We start from the raw sequence: 17,086 nt of genomic DNA on the forward strand, positions 1-17,086 counted from the left end.
TGGTAAGAAAACATAGTATACTAAGTATTAGCTAGCTAAGAAAAATGCATTGGGAAGAAGCAAAAGAAAGGAGAAAAAAATGAAAGAAACCTTTAGGGTAATTGCAAGAAAAACAACAGCAGGTTTACAAGTGGAATCTGAAGCCAGAGGCTTTAAGCTAATCATGGATGAACCGGAAGGATTGGGCGGCACAAATACTGGCATGAATCCGGTTGAAGCTTTATTATGTGCATTAGGATCTTGCCAATCAATAGTAGCATTTGCATTTGCAGAAGCGAATGGAATACATCTTGAAGGCTTTCACGTAGAACTTGAAGGAGATTTGGATCCTGATGGTTTTATGGGGCTTGCTGAAGGTGTAAGAAACGGTTATCAAGAAATTCGTTATTCTATGCATTTTAAATCCAATGCGAGTGAAGAAGAATTAGAAAAATATGCTGCGTTTATCGAGTCCAGATGCCCCGTTGGAGATTGCTTACAAAATGGAGTACCAATGAAATTAACAAAAGTAGTTGTAGAATAGATTTACTTAGGGCTGTTTGATAACAGCCCTCTATTTGAAGAGGATATATATGCTATGATAGAAGTAAAAGTCCCTATAATCCCAGGTAAAAAGCCTGGTATTGTAGGTAAGATCGATATTAATGTAGGCGAAAAAGTTAAAAAAGATCAAATTTTGTGCTCAATAGAAACAGCAAAAGGCAATCGGCAGATAAAAGCCAGTGCAGACGGCTACATTAAAGAGATACTTGTAGAAGAAGGTCAAGAAGTAACAGCAAATGAAGTGTTGATATTGCTGGATGAAATTTTACAAGTAAAAGTTGAAGCTGATGTTAAGACCATGGAAAAGGATTTGTTGGTTATAGGCGCCGGACCCGGAGGATATGTTGCAGCCATTTATGCCTGCAAAAGAGGCTTGGATGTAGTATTGGCCGAAAAATCTAAACTTGGAGGAACCTGTTTAAACATGGGATGTATCCCAACGAAGTCTCTTGTCCAATCGGCTCATTGTTATAATGCATTAAAAGAAATGGATTTATTTGGTATAGAAGGAGATTTTCATGCGTCTGTTAATATCGAAAAAGTTTTACAGAGGAAAAATTCTGTAGTAGATACATTGGTTTCAGGCATAGAGTATCTAATTGATAAAAATAAGATAGACTGCATTGAGGGAAAAGCTGAATTTATAAATGACAAATTAGTAAAAGTTGGCGATAAAAGAATACAGGCAAAAAATATTATCATTGCTACAGGATCTGTGCCGGATACATTAAAAGTAGAAGGATATGATCTGGATGGTGTGATCGATTCGACAGAAGCCTTACGTTTAAACAAAATACCAGACACACTTTTGGTGATCGGGGGAGGGGTGATCGGATCAGAATTTGCATTTATATATAATACATTTGGCTCAAAAGTACATATTGTAGAGTTTCAAGACCGCCTTTTGCCAATGTTGGATCCGGATGCCGGTAGAGAAATGGAAAGAGTATGTAAAGAAAAAAATATTCATGTAAGCACTTCAAGTAAAGTAGTAAGTATTAAGGAAACTGTAGAAAAAAAGTATGTAGTTAGTTTTGAAAAAAATGGAAAACTGTATTCATCGATTGCTGAGAAGGTCTTGATGTCTACGGGCAGAAAAGCGAATATTGATGGACTTGGCCTCGGAAATACATCTGTTAAGTTTAATCCTCAAAATGGCAGTATCATAGTCAATGAATATAAACAGACAAATGTATCAAATATATATGCGATTGGCGACGTGTCCTCCGGGTTAAAATTAGCCCATTTAGCATCGCATGAAGCTATGGCGGCTGTTGATCATATGCTGGGAGAAAAAAGAGAAGTAAAAGAGATACATGTACCATCCGTTGTATACACGGATCCGGAAATAGCGGTTATAGGTTATAGTGAGCAAGATTTAAAAAATCAGAACAGGAAATATAAATCTTGTCGATTTCCATTTACTGCAAATGGTAAAGCATTGACTATGAATCAAAACAAGGGAGTTATAAAACTTCTGACATCAGAAAAAGGGGAAATATTGGGAGCTGTAATTTGTGGACCGGATGCGTCCTCCTTAATTGCCAGTATTACAATAGCTATGAAAAACAATGTGTCAGTTACCCAACTGACACATACTGTATTTGCTCATCCGACAACTGCGGAAGTAATCCATGAAGCATGTCTTGCTCTAATTGACAGAGGAGTGCATATGTAATGGATGCAAAAATTGTTGTTTTGAATTCCACGGATCCTTATACCAATATCTCACGGGAATATAGTTATTATAATCATTTGTCAGAGGATGAAGTTATTTTTTTATTGTGGCAAAACAAACCTTGCGTCGTAATGGGAAGAAATCAAAATATATATAAAGAGCTGGATTTAGAATATATTAAGGAGCAAAACATTCTTCCGGTAAGAAGATTTACTGGCGGAGGTTGTGTATATCATGATTTAGGTAATCTTAACTTTACTTTTATATCTGATCAGAAAAATAAAAATGTAGATAAATGGATGCGTATCATTTTAAATGCGTTAAAAAAAGAAGGGGTTGAAGCAGAATTAAAAGGTAGAAATGACTTATTGTCAAATGGAAAAAAATTTTCAGGAATGGCCTGGCTCGAGGATGAAGAAAAATTTTTAATTCATGGTACTTTAATGATAGATCTTGATTTATCCATGCTTTTAAAATGCTTAACACCTGATATGAGTAAATTTGTTGGCAAGGGGATAAAATCTGTACAAAGCCGGGTCGTAAATTTAAAAGAATTGGTTTCTTCTATTTCTGTCGAAAGTTTAAAAAACAGTCTGCTTATATCGTTTAAAAACATATATACAAACGCAAGATTCATCAAACATGTCGTACATTCGGATGAGATACATACATGTAAAATGTTAAAAAGTCATGAATGGCTATTTGGCAAAAAAGAAAAAGCACAAATACAGCGTGTTTTTATAATAAAAGGAAAACCCTTAACCCTTGATATTTATATAAATAATGATATAATTAATAATGTTGATGTTTTTAGCGATACGTTGGACTTGAAAAAAGTTGAAAAGTTAAAAGTCAATTTACTGGGAAAAATCTATAAGGATTTATATATTGAAAATATCATTAAATCAATATGGATATAGAATGGGGAAATCTTCTTGTTTGATTTGGATTGCTGTGTAGCGTTTGTGACAAATGTTGCATCTAAAACTTTATCAGATTCATTAAATAACAGACTTATAAGGCATGGTGTTACAAAATCACAATGGATTGCCATGTATTATATAAATCGAGAAGGTAATCTTACTCAGAAGCTGTTAGCTGATCTAATGGGTGCAAAAGAGCCGACTATTACGGGCATACTTGATCGACTAGAAAGAGAAGGATTAATATTAAGACAAGGGGATGTCAATGATAAAAGAAAGAAAATACTTGTATTAACTGATAAAGGTCGCTTGATAAACGCTAAATTAACAGATATAGCACAAGAGTTCAGAGATGTTTGTTTGGCAGGTATTTCTGAAAAAGATCAAAAAACATTTTTAGAAATTCTTGATAAAATGGTGGCAGCTGCTACAAATTGGAATAAAAAATAGAAAGGAATCTAAAAATTACGGTATAGTCGTTCGTGGCTATACCGTTTTTTTGGAACACCTATGTTTCAAGCTTAATGAATAGTGTTTTGAGCAACTTTTTTGGAAATACTTCATATAAAAGCTGTAAAAAATTACGTTGAATTAATAAAAATTTTTGATTGATAACATCATTTTGTACAGTTTATGGACGTTGTACAGTGAAACTTATATAGAACAAAGCCCCCCCCCTGTCCTCTCGATTTTGAGAGGCAGGGGGAATAGGCAAAACTTAAGTTTTTTCAATATATGATTTTTAATCTTGATATAATTTCATACCCATCCATTGTTTCATGTGATCGAGCATCTTGTCATCCGGTTCGATCAAAACACAGGAATTTTTCTGCTCCAGGGAAATCATGATCGCGTATACTTTGGCAGCCGCCTCACCTGAGGTAAAGTCATATGTCTTTTCCGCATGGTAGGACTGCAAGCGCGGAGATTTTGCAGGAGCGATGATCTCTGCCTGCTGGATGTCAAATCCCAGTTTTGCTTTTCTTTTGGCTTTGCTATAAATGGCATCGATCTGTATATCATGGTTTAAAATAGAATACTCATATTCCACATTCAGGCGTGGAAAGATGATATAGTAAGCAAGAAATCCTACCACGAGTGCCGGGAGTAAAGCGAGCATACCGATCAAAGGCATGCCAAAGAAAATGATCGCGACGATCAGGAGTACGATCAGGATCCTGACAAGCAAATCATAGGGTCTGGGTTTCCGGGCAACAATTTGTTCATACATAGCATCATTCATAATTAAAGGTTCCTTTCTGTCTGTAAATAGTTCATGACCATCATGGCGATCTTAAATGTCATTGCATCTTCAAATCTTCTAATATCCAGACCTGTTCGTTTTTCTACCTGTTCCAATCGATATATAAGCGTATTCCTGTGCATATGCAGCTGTCTGGACGTTTCTGCTATATTCAGATTATTTTGGAAAAACTTATTGATCGTGACAACTGTATCTTCTTCAAATGTGTGAGGAAGTTCTTCCCCAAAAAGTTCTTTCAAGAAGTTTTCACATAACGGTACCGGAAGCTGATAGATCAGACGGCCTATGCCCAATTTGTTATAGGGAAACACAGTTTGTTCTGAGAAAAAGAGTTTCCCGACTTTGAGGGCAAGACTGGTTTCTTCATAAGCGCCCGGCAAGTCTGCCAGAGAATGAAGAAGAGAACTAAAAGACACCTGCACATGGATCAGCGCTTCTGTATTCAATGTATCTACAATCATCCGCGCGCTTTTGGTACAATCATCCGGACTGCCTTCTGTTGGGGCTGCCGGTTTTAAAACAGCGATTCTTTGCGCGTTTACGGGGATCAGATAGGTCTTTGCCTGTGCAGGAAATATATTTTTTAAAATCTCCAGTACAGTATCATCATAGGCGGTTTTCGTTTCTAAAAGAAATAAAATCCGCAATTGTTCCGACTGAATATGCAGACGAGACGCGCGTTCCTTAAGCTCGCATGTCTGGATGTTCCCGCTTAAGAGGCTGTATAAAAAATCTGTTTTATTATACTTCTCTTTATAAGCAGTGGTCAGACAGTGAATCTGTCTGACTGCTGCTTCCATCTCCTCATTGGAAGCAGGGTGCATATCTAAGGAAATACCGGTAATCCTTTTTAACTCGCCCAGTGCCTTCTTTAATGCAGGTGTCTGTTCCATAAATACCTCTTCCATACAATGTTTTTATAAAAAAGGCCGCACATGAAGTGCAGCCTTTTAGTATTTTAGGTCATCATCTGTGCAGTATGTATCTGCACGGAATAGCTTCTTCGCGTTCGCTAAGCTGCTATTCTTCATTGTAATGCATTAGTTTGTAATCGTCAATTCAGTTTCTTTGTCAAAAAGATGAATCTTTTCCATATCCAGAGCAAACACAGCTTTGTCTCCAGTTCTTAAAGTTGTACGTGGATTTACACGAGCAGTCATCTGTGTACCTTCTACATCGAAATACAAGTAAACTTCTGCACCAAGAAGTTCGTACACTTTGATCGTAGATTTGATGACACTTTCAGGAGAGTTGCTGATAAATGCCTCAGAATCATGTACATCTTCCGGACGGATACCAAGAACAACTGTCTTTCCGTCGTAACCGCCGTCGATCAGAGCTTGTTTCTTAGAAGCTGGAACTTTCAATACATGTTCTCCGATAGTCAGAGTAACGTCATTTCCTTTTACGCCTACAACAGCGTCTAAGAAGTTCATCTGCGGAGAACCGATAAATCCTGCAACAAATAAATTGCAAGGTGTATTGTACAGGTTCTGCGGTGTATCTACCTGCTGTACGACACCGTCTTTCATAACAACGATTCTTGTACCAAGTGTCATAGCCTCGGTCTGGTCATGTGTTACGTAGATGATCGTTGCGCCCAGGTTTTCATGCAGCTTGGAAATCTCGATACGCATCTGCACTCTTAATTTTGCATCCAGGTTGGAAAGTGGTTCGTCCATAAGGAATACTTTTGGATTACGAACAATCGCACGTCCCATGGCAACACGCTGTCTCTGTCCGCCGGAGAGAGCTTTTGGTTTACGGTCAAGAAGTTTTTCCAGATCAAGGATACGAGCTGCTTCTTTGACCTTTTTATCAATTTCAGCCTTAGGTACTTTACGAAGCTTCAGACCGAAAGCCATGTTGTCATATACAGTCATGTGAGGATACAGAGCGTAGTTCTGGAATACCATCGCGATATCACGGTCTTTTGGCTCTACATCGTTCATGACCTTTCCGTCGATCTCAAGAGTACCGCCGGAGATATCTTCCAGGCCTGCGATCATACGAAGAGTTGTAGATTTACCACATCCTGATGGTCCTACAAAGATGATAAATTCTTTATCTTCAATATCGAGATTGAAATCTTTTACTGCATGGAATCCATTCGGATAAATTTTTTGAATTCCTTTTAATGATAAACTTGCCATTTGTATAGCCTCCTTGGAAATTTGCTTTTCGTTATTTTCTGTAATCAGTATAATCCCGGATGTCTAAATGGACAATGTCATCAGTAACTAAAAAAAAACAAAAAAAATGTACATATCGACCAGGAAGTTATTTTTATATAGACAAAATATAAAGACATTTTCAGAAGAAATACAGGTGTTCAATACGTTTTATCCTTGTTTACATATCCCTTTCTTCTATGGTATTCTTTTTACAGGGAATATGTAAAATACAGGAGGGTGAGATAAATGAAAGGAGAAAAGCAAGGCTTAGCCGTTTTGCATACATCGGTGTTCTTGATGAGTCTTTCGGGACTTTTCGCGAAGTGGTTAGACCTTCCGTCAGCAGTGATCGTATTTTGGCGGGTGGTATTTTCCTCGTTGTGTCTGCTGTTTTTCTTAAAGCTGCGAAAAGAAAAGACGCGGCTGGCGCGCCGAAAGGATTATCTGCTGCTGATGGCGGCAGGCGCTGTGCTTGTCATACACTGGACCACGTTCATGCAGTCGATCCAGACCTCCACGGTAGCCATAGGAACATTGACCTTTTCGACATTTCCGCTTTTTGTGACATTTCTGGAACCTGCCTTGTTTAAAGAAAAGCTGAAAATGCAGCAGATCATATCAGCGGCGGTGATGCTGGTCGGCGTCATCTTTATCGTGCCCCGGTTTGAAATGGGGAATTTTATGACGCAGGGTATTCTATGGGGGATGGCGGGGAGTCTCAGCTATGCGGTATTATCTTTGATGAACCGGAAATTTATGGAGCAGTATTCCAGTACGCTGACTGCCTTTTATGAGCAGGCGACAGCCAGTATCCTTTTACTTCCGGTGTTGTTTTTCAGTCCGCAAAGAGCGCAGGGAAGTGATTTCCTGATCCTCCTCACACTGGGAATGGTATTTACGGCAGTGGCGCATACTTTATATATAGAAAGCCTTCGGTATGTGAAAGTGCAGACTGCCGGGATCGTATCGGGTATGGAGTCTGTCTATAGTATTGCGGCGGCGTTTTTCCTCTTAAAAGAAACACCGTCGATACGGGAGCTGATCGGGGGGAGTATTATACTCGGGGTTGTATTTTATTCCAGTATAAGATCGGTGCGGGAGGACTTTGGGAGACAAAATACAGAATCCTGTAAATCGCAAGGATAAGAAACAAGAGGCGTGATAAAGAAAATGGAAAAAGTACTGAAATATTTTACAATCGATGGAGCAGTCGGAGGAAGTCAGGCATGGTTTAGCAACGTAGTCATGAATATGGGCGGGTGTGCGGCGGTGACTGCCTGTGACAGCAGTATTTATTTTGCGCTTCACGGCGGCTGTACAGAGATTTGTCCTTTTGCTGTACAGGCTCTGACAAGAGAAGAGTATGTGCGGTTCGGGATGAAAATGAAGCCGTACTTAAAGCCGAGAGTCGGGGGCGTAAAGGAATTATCCATGTTTATAGATGGATATAGAAAATATCTTGCAGATGTAGGGGTGAACGAGCTTTATATGGAAGCGTTTCACGGAGAACATACTTATTCAGAAGCAGAGAGATTAGTAAAACAGCAGATCGATGCAGGATATCCGATCCCTTATCTGCTTTTACGCCACAAAAATAAGAAATTCCAAGATTTTCAATGGCATTGGTTTTTATGTTTCGGATATGAAATAAGACAGGATGGAATATGGATCGTTGCAGCTACATATGGACAGAAAAGCGTGCTGCCCTTAAAAGAGCTGTGGAATACCCAGATGGAAGAAAAAGGCGGAATGATCAGATTTTACAAACAAGGCAGTGTGCATAGATTTTATTGACGGGAAGAAGGAAATTCGTTACAATATGTGCAGTATAGAAAAGTAGAAAAGAGGGAAAATTATGGCAAATCCAATTGTGACATTTGAAATGGAAAACGGAGATATCATGAAAGCAGAGCTGTATCCGGAGATCGCGCCGAATACAGTAAAGAACTTTGTTTCTTTGGTTAATAAAGGCTTTTATGACGGACTTATTTTTCATCGTGTGATCAGCGGTTTTATGATCCAGGGTGGTTGTCCTGACGGAACAGGTATGGGAGGCCCAGGATATACGATCAAGGGAGAGTTTTCTCAGAATGGTTTTGCGAATGACCTGCTCCATGAGGAAGGCGTTTTGTCTATGGCGCGGGCGATGCATCCAGACTCTGCAGGCTCACAGTTTTTTATCATGCACAAGAAGTCTCCCCATTTAGATGGAGCGTATGCGGCGTTCGGCAAGATTACGGAAGGCATGGATGTAGTAAATAAAATTGCAGATACAGCTACGGATTATAGTGATAAACCGCTGGAGACACAGCGAATGAAAAAAGTCACCGTGGAAACTTTCGGCGAGGAATACGAAGAGCCGCAGAAAGCGTAATCTTTTCCGGGAGGATGCAATGAAAAAAAAGCTGACACAGCCGGCAGGTGTATGCCTGCTGGCGCTTTTGTGCTGTGCTCTGTGGGGGAGTGCTTTTCCTTGTATTAAGATAGGATATGAATGGTTTGCGATAGAAGGAGTAGGAAGTCAGATCCTCTTTGCTGGATATCGTTTCTTCCTGTCCGGGGTGTTCACGTTTCTTCTTGGCTGTGTGCTGGAAAAGAGAGTGCTTACAATGAAAAGAACATCTTTTCCCTGCATTTTACGGCAGGGTATCGTACAGACGACGATACAGTACGTGTGTTTTTATATAGGACTTGCGCATACGACAGGGACAAAGGGCTCTATTATAAACGGTTCGAACGCCTTTTTTTCTATTATAGTGGCACATTTTCTTATAAAAAATGAAAAAATGACCTGGACAAAATCCCTAGGCTGTCTGTTTGGTTTGATGGGTGTGGTTGTGATCAATCTGGCGCCGGGAGCTCTTGCCGGAGGCTTCCATATAATGGGTGAAGGCATGGTACTGCTGTGCAGTCTGGCATACGGGGTCAGTACAGTACTTTTGAAGATGATCTCAGACAGGGAGAGTGCAATGACGATCACGGCATATCAGACATTGCTGGGTGGTTTTCTCTTGATACTCATAGGTTTTGCGTTAGGCGGAAAAGTTGGCGGAGGCGATCTTAAGAGCCTGTGTCTGCTTGTGTATATGGCATTGCTTTCCACGGGGGCATTTAGTATATGGACGCTTCTTTTGAAATATAACCCGGTAGGTAAGGTAGCCATATATGGCTTTACGATCCCGATCTTTGGCGTAGTACTTTCGGCGTTGTTTCTTGGCGAGCAGATCATATCTTTCCAGAATATTCTGGCACTGGTGCTTGTCAGTCTGGGAATCTGGATCACATATAGGGACATGGAGGCAAAGACAGATGGAAATGGTAGAGACAGAGAAACTTACGTATGAATATGAAAAACGAGATGAAAATGGAAATATAACAGGGACAAACAAAGCAATCGACGGCATTGACATGCAGATCAGGCCGGGCTCTTTTGTCGCGATCTTAGGGCATAATGGTTCCGGAAAGTCTACCCTCGCTAAGCATATGAATGCAATCCTTGTACCTACAGGCGGCACTATGTGGGTAGATGGAAAAGATACAAAAGATGCAGAAGAACTGTGGAATATACGACAGAGTGCAGGCATGGTATTTCAAAATCCGGATAACCAGATCATTGGTACGGTAGTAGAGGAGGATGTAGGGTTTGGACCGGAAAATTTAGGCGTACCTACAGAGGAAATCTGGAGGCGGGTAGAAGAAAGTTTAAAATCTGTCGGAATGATCCAATATCGGACACATTCTCCAAATAAACTTTCTGGTGGACAGAAACAGCGGGTAGCGATCGCTGGTGTGGTCGCAATGGAGCCAAAGTGTATCGTACTGGACGAACCGACCGCTATGTTGGATCCTAATGGGCGCAAAGAAGTGATACGCACAGTAGAAAAGCTCAGAAAAGAAAAACAGGTGACGGTCATCTTGATCACCCACTATATGGAAGAAGTCATAGATGCAGATGAAGTGTTTGTGATGGACAGCGGGCATATCGTGATGCATGGAACTCCCAGAGAGGTATTCAGCCAGGTGGAGAAACTGAAACAATATAGGATGGATGTGCCTCAAGTGACGATGCTGGCAGAGGAACTTCGAAAAAGCGGGCTTACACTGCCTAGAGGGATATTAAAAAGGGAAGAGCTGGTGAAAGCATTATGTCAATTAAATTAGAAGATATCAGTTATGTATATAGTCCGGGCACAGCTTATGAGCAGCATGCTTTGAAGCATATCAGCCTGGAGATACCACAGGGACAGTTTGTCGGTATCATTGGACATACAGGCTCCGGAAAATCTACGCTGATCCAACATTTCAACGGGCTTATGAAAGCGACTTCCGGTAAGTTGTATTATGAGGGAAAGAATATTTATGAGGAAGGGTATGACCTGAAAACATTGCGCAGCCAGGTGGGGTTGGTATTTCAATATCCGGAACATCAGTTGTTTGAGACGGACGTATTAAGCGACGTCTGCTTCGGACCTAAGAATCAGGGACTTTCTGCCGCGCAGTGTAAGGAAAGAGCAGTTGAGGCGCTGGAACTGGTTGGACTTCCTGAAAAATATTATGACAGATCTCCTTTTGAATTATCCGGCGGACAAAAGCGCCGTACGGCGATTGCCGGCGTACTCGCCATGCATCCGAAAGTGCTTGTACTGGATGAGCCCACAGCAGGGCTGGATCCCCGAGGACGGGACGAGATCTTGGACCAGATAGAGGCGCTTCACAAAAAGACAGGGATAACCGTTATACTGGTTTCCCATAGTATGGAGGATATTGCCAGATATGTAGAGCGTATCCTTGTCATGAACCAGGGAGAGAAGATGCTGGACGGCGCCCCGAAAGAAGTATTTGCACATTATCAAGAACTGGAAGAAGTGGGACTGTCAGCTCCGCAGGTGACGTATATCATGCATGATCTGAAGAAACATGGCTTACCGGTGCGTACAGACGTGACTACGGTGGAAGAAGCGGCACAGGAGATTCTAAACAGTCTGAAAAAGGAGAGACTATGATCAGGGATATTACGATAGGACAATATTATCCGGCAAAGAGCGTGATACATCGCCTGGACCCAAGAACAAAGATCGTATGTACACTTTTGTTTTTGGTGTCGCTGTTTGTGCAGAATAGTTTTCTGGGATATGTGACAGCTACCGTTTTTCTGGGTTTTGTGATCTATTTGAGCCGGGTACCATTTAAGTTTATCGTCAAAGGTTTGAAGCCTGTCGTTATTTTATTGCTATTTACTGTTTTAATGAATCTGTTTTTGAATAAAGGAGGCGAGGTGCTGGTTTCTTTCTGGATCTTCAGGATTACAGAAAAGGGACTTAGAATCTCAGTATTTATGGCAGTCCGTTTGATGTATCTGGTCATAGGATCGTCTCTTATGACATTTACGACAACGCCAAATGCATTGACGGATGGAATTGAAAGGGTTTTGCATCCGTTGAACAAGATCCGGGTTCCGGTACATGAAGTGGCTATGATGATGTCTATTGCACTCCGTTTTATTCCGATTCTTTTGGAAGAGACAGACAAGATCATGAAAGCGCAGATTGCCAGAGGAGCAGACCTGGAGAGTGGAAATATTTTGCAGAGAGCAAAAGCTATGGTGCCGGTTCTGGTTCCTTTATTCGTATCCGCATTCCGGCGCGCAGGTGACCTGGCTATGGCAATGGAAGCACGCTGTTATCATGGCGGTGACGGAAGAACAAAGATGAAGCCGCTTGTATATCAGAGAAGAGACAGAGCAGCGTATGTGTTTGTTGTCTTATATCTGGCTGTGGTCTTTTATGTGGGGCGGTTGATAGATTTTTCAGTCTGGATATTTTAAAAGAAAAGCTGGAGAAGAAAAAAGATGAAGAGAATTAAGCTGATCGTTGCATACGACGGTACGAATTACTGCGGCTGGCAGATACAGCCGAATGGACTTACGATAGAAGAAGTCCTCAACCGGAAGCTGTCAAAGGTTCTCAAAGAAGATATCCGTGTGATCGGTGCCAGTCGGACAGATTCAGGAGTCCATGCGCTGGGAAATGTGGCGGTATTTGATACAGATACAAGTATTCCGCCGGAACGGATCGCCTATGCTGTCAACCAGAAGATGCCGGAAGATATTGTGATCGTAAGATCCGAAGAGGTTCCAAAAGACTGGCATCCGAGGTATTGTGACTGTGAAAAAATATACGAATATCATATCTGGAATGCCCAGACGCCAGATCCTACAAGAAGACGTACCACATATTTTGTTTCTTATAGACTGGATCTGGATAAGATGAGACAAGCAGCATCTTATCTGATAGGAGAACATGATTTTGCCAGTTTCTGCAATGTGCGGACAAATGTGGAAAATACAGTACGGACGATTTATGAATTGACCGTCGAACAAAAGGAGTGCGAGTGGATCATCCGGATCCGAGGAAATGGTTTCCTCTATAATATGGTCCGTATCATTGTTGGGACGCTCTTGCGTGTCGGAAGAGGTTTCTATACGCCGGAAAAGGTGCGGGATATTTTAAAAGCCCAGGATAGGCAGGCGGCAGGCGTCACAGCGCCTCCTCAGGGACTTATTTTAAAAGAAATTTTGTATAAGTAATAAGAGAAGGATTGACAATAGAGCAGGTACTTGATAGTATGAGATTAATTCGAGAAACGAAAACAGGATGAATGGAGGCAGACCAGATTTTCAAGAAATAAAGCAGGTTCTTTATATTCAGGAGATCTGGTTTTTATTCTATGGGAAAGGGAAAGCGGGCTTGCCCGCTTTGTTCTCTGTAGAAATGCCTTTCCGACAATCGGAAAGCAGAAGGAGGAAGAAAAAATGAAGATTTATGAAGCAAACGACTACCAGGAAATGAGCCGGATCGCCGCAAATATTATAGCTGCACAGGTTGTTTTAAAGCCGGATTGTGTATTGGGATTGGCGACAGGTTCCACGCCGATCGGCACATATGACAGACTGACAGAATTGTATGAAAGCAACGATGTAGATTTTTCCAAGGTAAAGACAGTAAATCTAGATGAGTATAAGGGATTGGATCATGCAAATGATCAAAGTTACTATTATTTTATGCATAAAAATTTGTTTGACCGTGTAAATATCATGGAAGAAAATACAAATGTTCCCAATGGAATGGAAGCAGATTCCGCTAAGGAGTGTGCAAGATATGAAGAACTGATCCGGTCTCTGGGCGGGATCGATCTGCAGCTGCTTGGTCTGGGACATAATGGGCATATTGGGTTTAATGAACCGTCTGCTGTTTTCGAGAAGCAGACACATTGTGTAGACCTGACAGAAAGTACGATCGAAGCAAATAAGCGTTTCTTTGCTTGCGCGGATGATGTGCCGAGACAGGCATATACAATGGGGATTGGGACGATCATGTCGGCCAGGAAAGTACTTTTAGTTGCAAATGGAGAAGCCAAAGCAGACATTGTGGCAAAGGCCTTTTTTGGAGAGATTACACCGCAGGTACCGGCATCTATCTTGCAGCTGCATAAAGACGCTATTTTAGTTTGTGATAAAGCCGCTTTATCCAAGATACCGCGGTAATACTCGCTGGAAACTAAAGAAAGGAATACAATAATGAAGTATACGCTGGAAGTATGTGTGGACAGCGTAAGGTCAGCGTTGGAAGCCCAGGAAGGAGGGGCTGACCGGATCGAGCTGTGCAGCAATCTTATCATAGGAGGCACATCACCGGGTAAAGCGTTATTTCAACAGGTGAAGCAATACACGGATTTAGAGATCCGTGTATTGCTTCGTCCAAGATTTGGAGATTTTTGTTATGACTCATATGAGTTTGCGCAGATGAAAGAGGAAGCCCAGATGTACCGGGAATTAGGAGCTGATGCGATCGTAACAGGGATAGTACGTCCTAACGGCACGCTGAATATCGAACAGATGCAGGAACTGCTGGACATGGCAGAAGGAACGGATTTTACACTGCACAGGGCCTTTGATATGTGCCGGGATCCTTTTGAAGCGTTAGAACAGGCGATATCTTTGGGGATGAAAACCATTCTTACGAGTGGACAGAGAAATTCTGCATGGGAGGGGCGTGATCTTTTGAAAGCCTTGGCAGAAAAAAGTGCCGGGCGTATAGAGATCTTAGCAGGAGCAGGGATTACATCAGACATACTTGTAAAGCTGATTTCCTATACGAAAGTGAGTGCTTACCACATGTCCGGCAAGATCGCGAAAGACAGCACTATGTTATACAGAAGAGAGGGCGTAAATATGGGACTGCCGGGTTTTAGCGAATATGAAGTCTGGCAGACAGAGGCAAAAAACATCAAAAATGCGTCAAAAATATTAGAGGAGTGTGCAGATGATCAAGGTAATTGCGTCTGATTTAGACGGGACGCTTTTAAATGAAGAACATAAAATAGCAGAGAGGACGATCCGGGCTGTAAAACGTGCCCAGGAGGAAGGTATTCTTTTCGTGGCCGCCACGGGAAGAGGATACGAGGAGGCAAAGCTAGCCTTAGAGCCGGCAGGGATCCGCTGCAGCCAGATCGTGACGAGTGGATCGGAAGTACGGGATGCAGCAGGGAATATCATCCGAACGATCTCCATGGAAAAGGAGGCGGCAGGAAAGATCCTGGAAATTTCTGAAAAGGCCGGGATAGCGGCGTATGTATTTACAGACGAACTGGACGGTGTCATCGGCACGCCGGAGGAAGTAGAGGACTTTCTTGTGGCGCAGGTGCAGACGTTTCACTTAAATGGGACAAAAGAAGAAATCTTAAAGGATCCTTTGTTTCAGGAATACAAAAAAAATACGAATGTCCTCTCGGATAAAGAAGCTATTTTAAATTCAGAGTGTATCATTTATAAAATTTTTTTGTTTTCTACTAATTTAGAGATCATTAGGAAGATAAAAAAAGAAGTAGAAAAAATACCGGGAATCGCTTCTGCCGCTTCCTCTCTGGATAATGTGGAGATTACCAGTATAAAGGCACAGAAAGGGCCTGTATTGAAATGGTACGTAGAAAGTCTGGGATACAGCATGGATGAAGTTATGGTCATGGGAGACAGTTTAAACGATTATTCCATGCTCTCTATGGAATTTGGTGCCTGTGTGGCTATGGAAAACGCCGCAGATATATTAAAAAAGACAGCGGCCTACCGTGCGCCTTCCAATGAGGAAGACGGAGCGGCAATTGCCATTGAAAAACTATTGGAAGGAAAACTGGAAGAACTTCGGGTAAAAGGGTGAATGGCGCCGTGTTGCTTGTGATTTTTATATCCAGCTGCTTCTGTGAATATTCCTAAAGAAATGAATCGGAGTTTTTCGATAAATTTTTTTGATGCTTTAGAGAAAATTTGATTATTCCGGAAGCAGAGCATACGTATCTGTATGCGCATAGGGGACTAATCTTATTTGAACGAATGAAATAATTTTCAGCAAAAATAATAGATTGACAAAGAAAATAAGATGCAGTATAATTCAAATATACAAAATTTTGAACAATAGAAGGATAACATATATGGAAACAGATAAAAACAATGTGTTGTATCAGAAAATCGGAGTTACGATTAACAGTCTGGCACTTAGTTTCCTCTCTAAGAATGAAGGAGAACGTATTGCGTCTATTACGCAGTATCAGGAAGAACTGGGTGTTTCTAGGGGAACAATACAAAATGCATTGAATTATCTGAAAGACGTACATGCCATACAGTTGGTTTCACGAGGGCATCTGGGTACATATATTGAACATATCGATTATATAAAACTGCAGGAATGTTCTTTGGTAAGAGGTCTTATGGGGATCATGCCGTTTCCATATTCTTCTGCCTATGAAGGTTTTGCTACGGCCCTGTATGAGCAGCTGAAGAATTTTCGCTTTAATATGGCATATGCCCGCGGCGCAAGAGGGCGTATGGAATTGGTAGAATCCGGAACATATCAGTTTGCGGTGTGTTCGCAGTATTCAGCACAGCATGAGATAGAAAACGGGAGAAATATCGAGATCGCATTGAATTTTGGGGCAGGCAGTTTCTTGTCACGGCATGTGCTTTTACTGAAAGATACAGAAAAAGACGGGCTTGAGGACGGTATGCGAGTGGCGTATGACAAAGAATCTTTAGATCAGAGTCAGATCACAAAAAGTGTTGTAGGAAAAAGAAAAGTGGAATTGATCAATATCCGTACCCAACAGACGGTGAATGCGCTGCAGGACGGAGTAATTGATGCAGGCGTATGGAATTATGATGATATTCTGGAAAATCATTATCTGGATAATCTGAAAGTGGTGTTTTTGCAGAAAGAAGAATATGAGGAGTCTTTTTCTGCGGCTGTTTTGGTCGTGAAGAAGAACAGTCGTTATTTACAGCAGATATTAGAGAAAAATATCAGTGTAAAAGAGACATTGAAAATACAAGATGAAGTCCGCAGAGGAAAAAGGAGATCTATTTGCTGATGGATCGTCCGTAAGAGAAAGAAGTTAGATAGTTGGAAGGCGTTTATTTTACAAATATACAAAAAAATGTACAATGAGAAATAAGGTA

Annotated in this window: 19 protein-coding genes; 16 read left to right on the top strand and 3 right to left on the bottom strand. The window is 41.2% G+C overall.

Annotated features, from left to right (window positions below; all coding sequences use genetic code 11):
• The first annotated feature begins 79 nt into the window (after window positions 1-79).
• The 4 genes from BN3282_RS03025 to BN3282_RS03040 are packed head-to-tail and all read left to right on the top strand — an operon-like array spanning window position 80 to window position 3,594.
• Window positions 80-523 carry an OsmC family protein gene (locus BN3282_RS03025; protein ID WP_059066640.1) on the top strand — a complete coding sequence of 148 codons (444 nt, stop codon included), beginning with the start codon at window positions 80-82 and terminating at the stop codon, window positions 521-523.
• Window positions 524-577: 54 nt separating this feature from the next.
• A complete protein-coding gene (gene lpdA / locus BN3282_RS03030) occupies window positions 578-2,221 on the top strand; it encodes a dihydrolipoyl dehydrogenase (RefSeq protein ID WP_059066641.1) in 1,644 nt (547 codons plus the stop codon).
• Complete coding sequence (locus BN3282_RS03035) at window positions 2,221-3,141, top strand: lipoate--protein ligase (protein ID WP_059066642.1); 921 nt, start codon at window positions 2,221-2,223, stop codon at window positions 3,139-3,141. The genes lpdA and BN3282_RS03035 overlap by 1 nt, the downstream gene beginning before the upstream one ends.
• A 45-nt stretch (window positions 3,142-3,186) precedes the next feature.
• Window positions 3,187-3,594, top strand: coding sequence for a MarR family winged helix-turn-helix transcriptional regulator (locus BN3282_RS03040; protein ID WP_205408512.1), 408 nt, complete (start codon window positions 3,187-3,189; stop codon window positions 3,592-3,594).
• A gap of 292 nt (window positions 3,595-3,886) precedes the next feature.
• On the opposite strand, the gene BN3282_RS03045 is transcribed toward BN3282_RS03040, so the two are convergent.
• The 3 genes from BN3282_RS03045 to BN3282_RS03055 form a co-directional block, all read right to left on the bottom strand.
• Window positions 3,887-4,387, bottom strand: a complete 501-nt coding sequence (locus tag BN3282_RS03045; protein ID WP_059066644.1) for a DUF6106 family protein — start codon at window positions 4,385-4,387, stop codon at window positions 3,887-3,889.
• Between the two features lie 2 nt (window positions 4,388-4,389).
• Window positions 4,390-5,316, bottom strand: a complete 927-nt coding sequence (locus tag BN3282_RS03050) for a PucR family transcriptional regulator (RefSeq protein ID WP_242866580.1) — start codon at window positions 5,314-5,316, stop codon at window positions 4,390-4,392.
• Between the two features lie 132 nt (window positions 5,317-5,448).
• A complete protein-coding gene (locus BN3282_RS03055; protein WP_059066646.1) occupies window positions 5,449-6,561 on the bottom strand; it encodes an ABC transporter ATP-binding protein in 1,113 nt (370 codons plus the stop codon).
• 267 nt (window positions 6,562-6,828) lie between these two features.
• Between BN3282_RS03055 and BN3282_RS03060 the strand changes: the two genes are divergently transcribed.
• From BN3282_RS03060 to yhfZ, 12 genes are all read left to right on the top strand, one after another.
• Window positions 6,829-7,728 carry a DMT family transporter gene (locus BN3282_RS03060; RefSeq protein ID WP_059066647.1) on the top strand — a complete coding sequence of 300 codons (900 nt, stop codon included), beginning with the start codon at window positions 6,829-6,831 and terminating at the stop codon, window positions 7,726-7,728.
• Between the two features lie 12 nt (window positions 7,729-7,740).
• Window positions 7,741-8,376, top strand: a complete 636-nt coding sequence (locus BN3282_RS03065) for a hypothetical protein (RefSeq protein ID WP_330382134.1) — start codon at window positions 7,741-7,743, stop codon at window positions 8,374-8,376.
• Between the two features lie 61 nt (window positions 8,377-8,437).
• Window positions 8,438-8,956, top strand: a complete 519-nt coding sequence (locus tag BN3282_RS03070) for a peptidylprolyl isomerase (protein ID WP_059066649.1) — start codon at window positions 8,438-8,440, stop codon at window positions 8,954-8,956.
• A 19-nt stretch (window positions 8,957-8,975) separates the two neighbouring features.
• The gene (locus tag BN3282_RS03075) at window positions 8,976-9,926 is read left to right on the top strand and encodes a DMT family transporter (protein ID WP_059066650.1); all 951 of its coding nucleotides are present in this window, start codon (window positions 8,976-8,978) and stop codon (window positions 9,924-9,926) included.
• Window positions 9,892-10,743, top strand: coding sequence for an energy-coupling factor transporter ATPase (locus tag BN3282_RS03080; protein WP_059066651.1), 852 nt, complete (start codon window positions 9,892-9,894; stop codon window positions 10,741-10,743). Before BN3282_RS03075 ends, BN3282_RS03080 begins: the two co-directional genes overlap by 35 nt.
• Entirely contained in the window at window positions 10,728-11,585 is an 858-nt protein-coding gene (locus BN3282_RS03085; protein WP_059066652.1) for an energy-coupling factor transporter ATPase, read from the top strand. The genes BN3282_RS03080 and BN3282_RS03085 overlap by 16 nt, the downstream gene beginning before the upstream one ends.
• Window positions 11,582-12,406, top strand: a complete 825-nt coding sequence (locus tag BN3282_RS03090) for an energy-coupling factor transporter transmembrane component T family protein (protein ID WP_059066653.1) — start codon at window positions 11,582-11,584, stop codon at window positions 12,404-12,406. The genes BN3282_RS03085 and BN3282_RS03090 overlap by 4 nt, the downstream gene beginning before the upstream one ends.
• Window positions 12,407-12,430: 24 nt before the next feature.
• A complete protein-coding gene (gene truA / locus BN3282_RS03095) occupies window positions 12,431-13,168 on the top strand; it encodes a tRNA pseudouridine(38-40) synthase TruA (protein ID WP_059066654.1) in 738 nt (245 codons plus the stop codon).
• Between the two features lie 225 nt (window positions 13,169-13,393).
• Entirely contained in the window at window positions 13,394-14,125 is a 732-nt protein-coding gene (gene nagB, locus BN3282_RS03100) for a glucosamine-6-phosphate deaminase (RefSeq protein ID WP_059066655.1), read from the top strand.
• Window positions 14,126-14,158: 33 nt separating this feature from the next.
• Entirely contained in the window at window positions 14,159-14,926 is a 768-nt protein-coding gene (locus tag BN3282_RS03105; protein WP_059066656.1) for a copper homeostasis protein CutC, read from the top strand.
• Window positions 14,904-15,794, top strand: a complete 891-nt coding sequence (locus BN3282_RS03110; protein WP_059066657.1) for a Cof-type HAD-IIB family hydrolase — start codon at window positions 14,904-14,906, stop codon at window positions 15,792-15,794. The genes BN3282_RS03105 and BN3282_RS03110 overlap by 23 nt, the downstream gene beginning before the upstream one ends.
• Before the next feature lie 271 nt (window positions 15,795-16,065).
• Window positions 16,066-16,998 carry a GntR family transcriptional regulator YhfZ gene (gene yhfZ, locus BN3282_RS03115; RefSeq protein ID WP_059066658.1) on the top strand — a complete coding sequence of 311 codons (933 nt, stop codon included), beginning with the start codon at window positions 16,066-16,068 and terminating at the stop codon, window positions 16,996-16,998.
• Window positions 16,999-17,086 lie beyond the last annotated feature (88 nt).

The organism is Mediterraneibacter massiliensis, from assembly GCF_001487105.1.
GTDB lineage: Bacteria > Bacillota > Clostridia > Lachnospirales > Lachnospiraceae > Mediterraneibacter > Mediterraneibacter massiliensis.

Coding starts and splice junctions, on each gene's coding strand:
- BN3282_RS03025 (WP_059066640.1), top strand. CDS start 80: ATGAAAGAAACCTTTAGGGTAATTGCAAGAAAAACAACAGCAGGTTTA.
- lpdA (WP_059066641.1), top strand. CDS start 578: ATGATAGAAGTAAAAGTCCCTATAATCCCAGGTAAAAAGCCTGGTATT.
- BN3282_RS03035 (WP_059066642.1), top strand. CDS start 2,221: ATGGATGCAAAAATTGTTGTTTTGAATTCCACGGATCCTTATACCAAT.
- BN3282_RS03045 (WP_059066644.1), bottom strand. CDS start 4,387: ATGAATGATGCTATGTATGAACAAATTGTTGCCCGGAAACCCAGACCC.
- BN3282_RS03050 (WP_242866580.1), bottom strand. CDS start 5,316: ATGGAAGAGGTATTTATGGAACAGACACCTGCATTAAAGAAGGCACTG.
- BN3282_RS03055 (WP_059066646.1), bottom strand. CDS start 6,561: ATGGCAAGTTTATCATTAAAAGGAATTCAAAAAATTTATCCGAATGGA.
- BN3282_RS03060 (WP_059066647.1), top strand. CDS start 6,829: ATGAAAGGAGAAAAGCAAGGCTTAGCCGTTTTGCATACATCGGTGTTC.
- BN3282_RS03070 (WP_059066649.1), top strand. CDS start 8,438: ATGGCAAATCCAATTGTGACATTTGAAATGGAAAACGGAGATATCATG.
- BN3282_RS03075 (WP_059066650.1), top strand. CDS start 8,976: ATGAAAAAAAAGCTGACACAGCCGGCAGGTGTATGCCTGCTGGCGCTT.
- BN3282_RS03080 (WP_059066651.1), top strand. CDS start 9,892: ATGGAAATGGTAGAGACAGAGAAACTTACGTATGAATATGAAAAACGA.
- BN3282_RS03085 (WP_059066652.1), top strand. CDS start 10,728: ATGTCAATTAAATTAGAAGATATCAGTTATGTATATAGTCCGGGCACA.
- BN3282_RS03090 (WP_059066653.1), top strand. CDS start 11,582: ATGATCAGGGATATTACGATAGGACAATATTATCCGGCAAAGAGCGTG.
- truA (WP_059066654.1), top strand. CDS start 12,431: ATGAAGAGAATTAAGCTGATCGTTGCATACGACGGTACGAATTACTGC.
- nagB (WP_059066655.1), top strand. CDS start 13,394: ATGAAGATTTATGAAGCAAACGACTACCAGGAAATGAGCCGGATCGCC.
- BN3282_RS03105 (WP_059066656.1), top strand. CDS start 14,159: ATGAAGTATACGCTGGAAGTATGTGTGGACAGCGTAAGGTCAGCGTTG.
- BN3282_RS03110 (WP_059066657.1), top strand. CDS start 14,904: ATGATCAAGGTAATTGCGTCTGATTTAGACGGGACGCTTTTAAATGAA.
- yhfZ (WP_059066658.1), top strand. CDS start 16,066: ATGGAAACAGATAAAAACAATGTGTTGTATCAGAAAATCGGAGTTACG.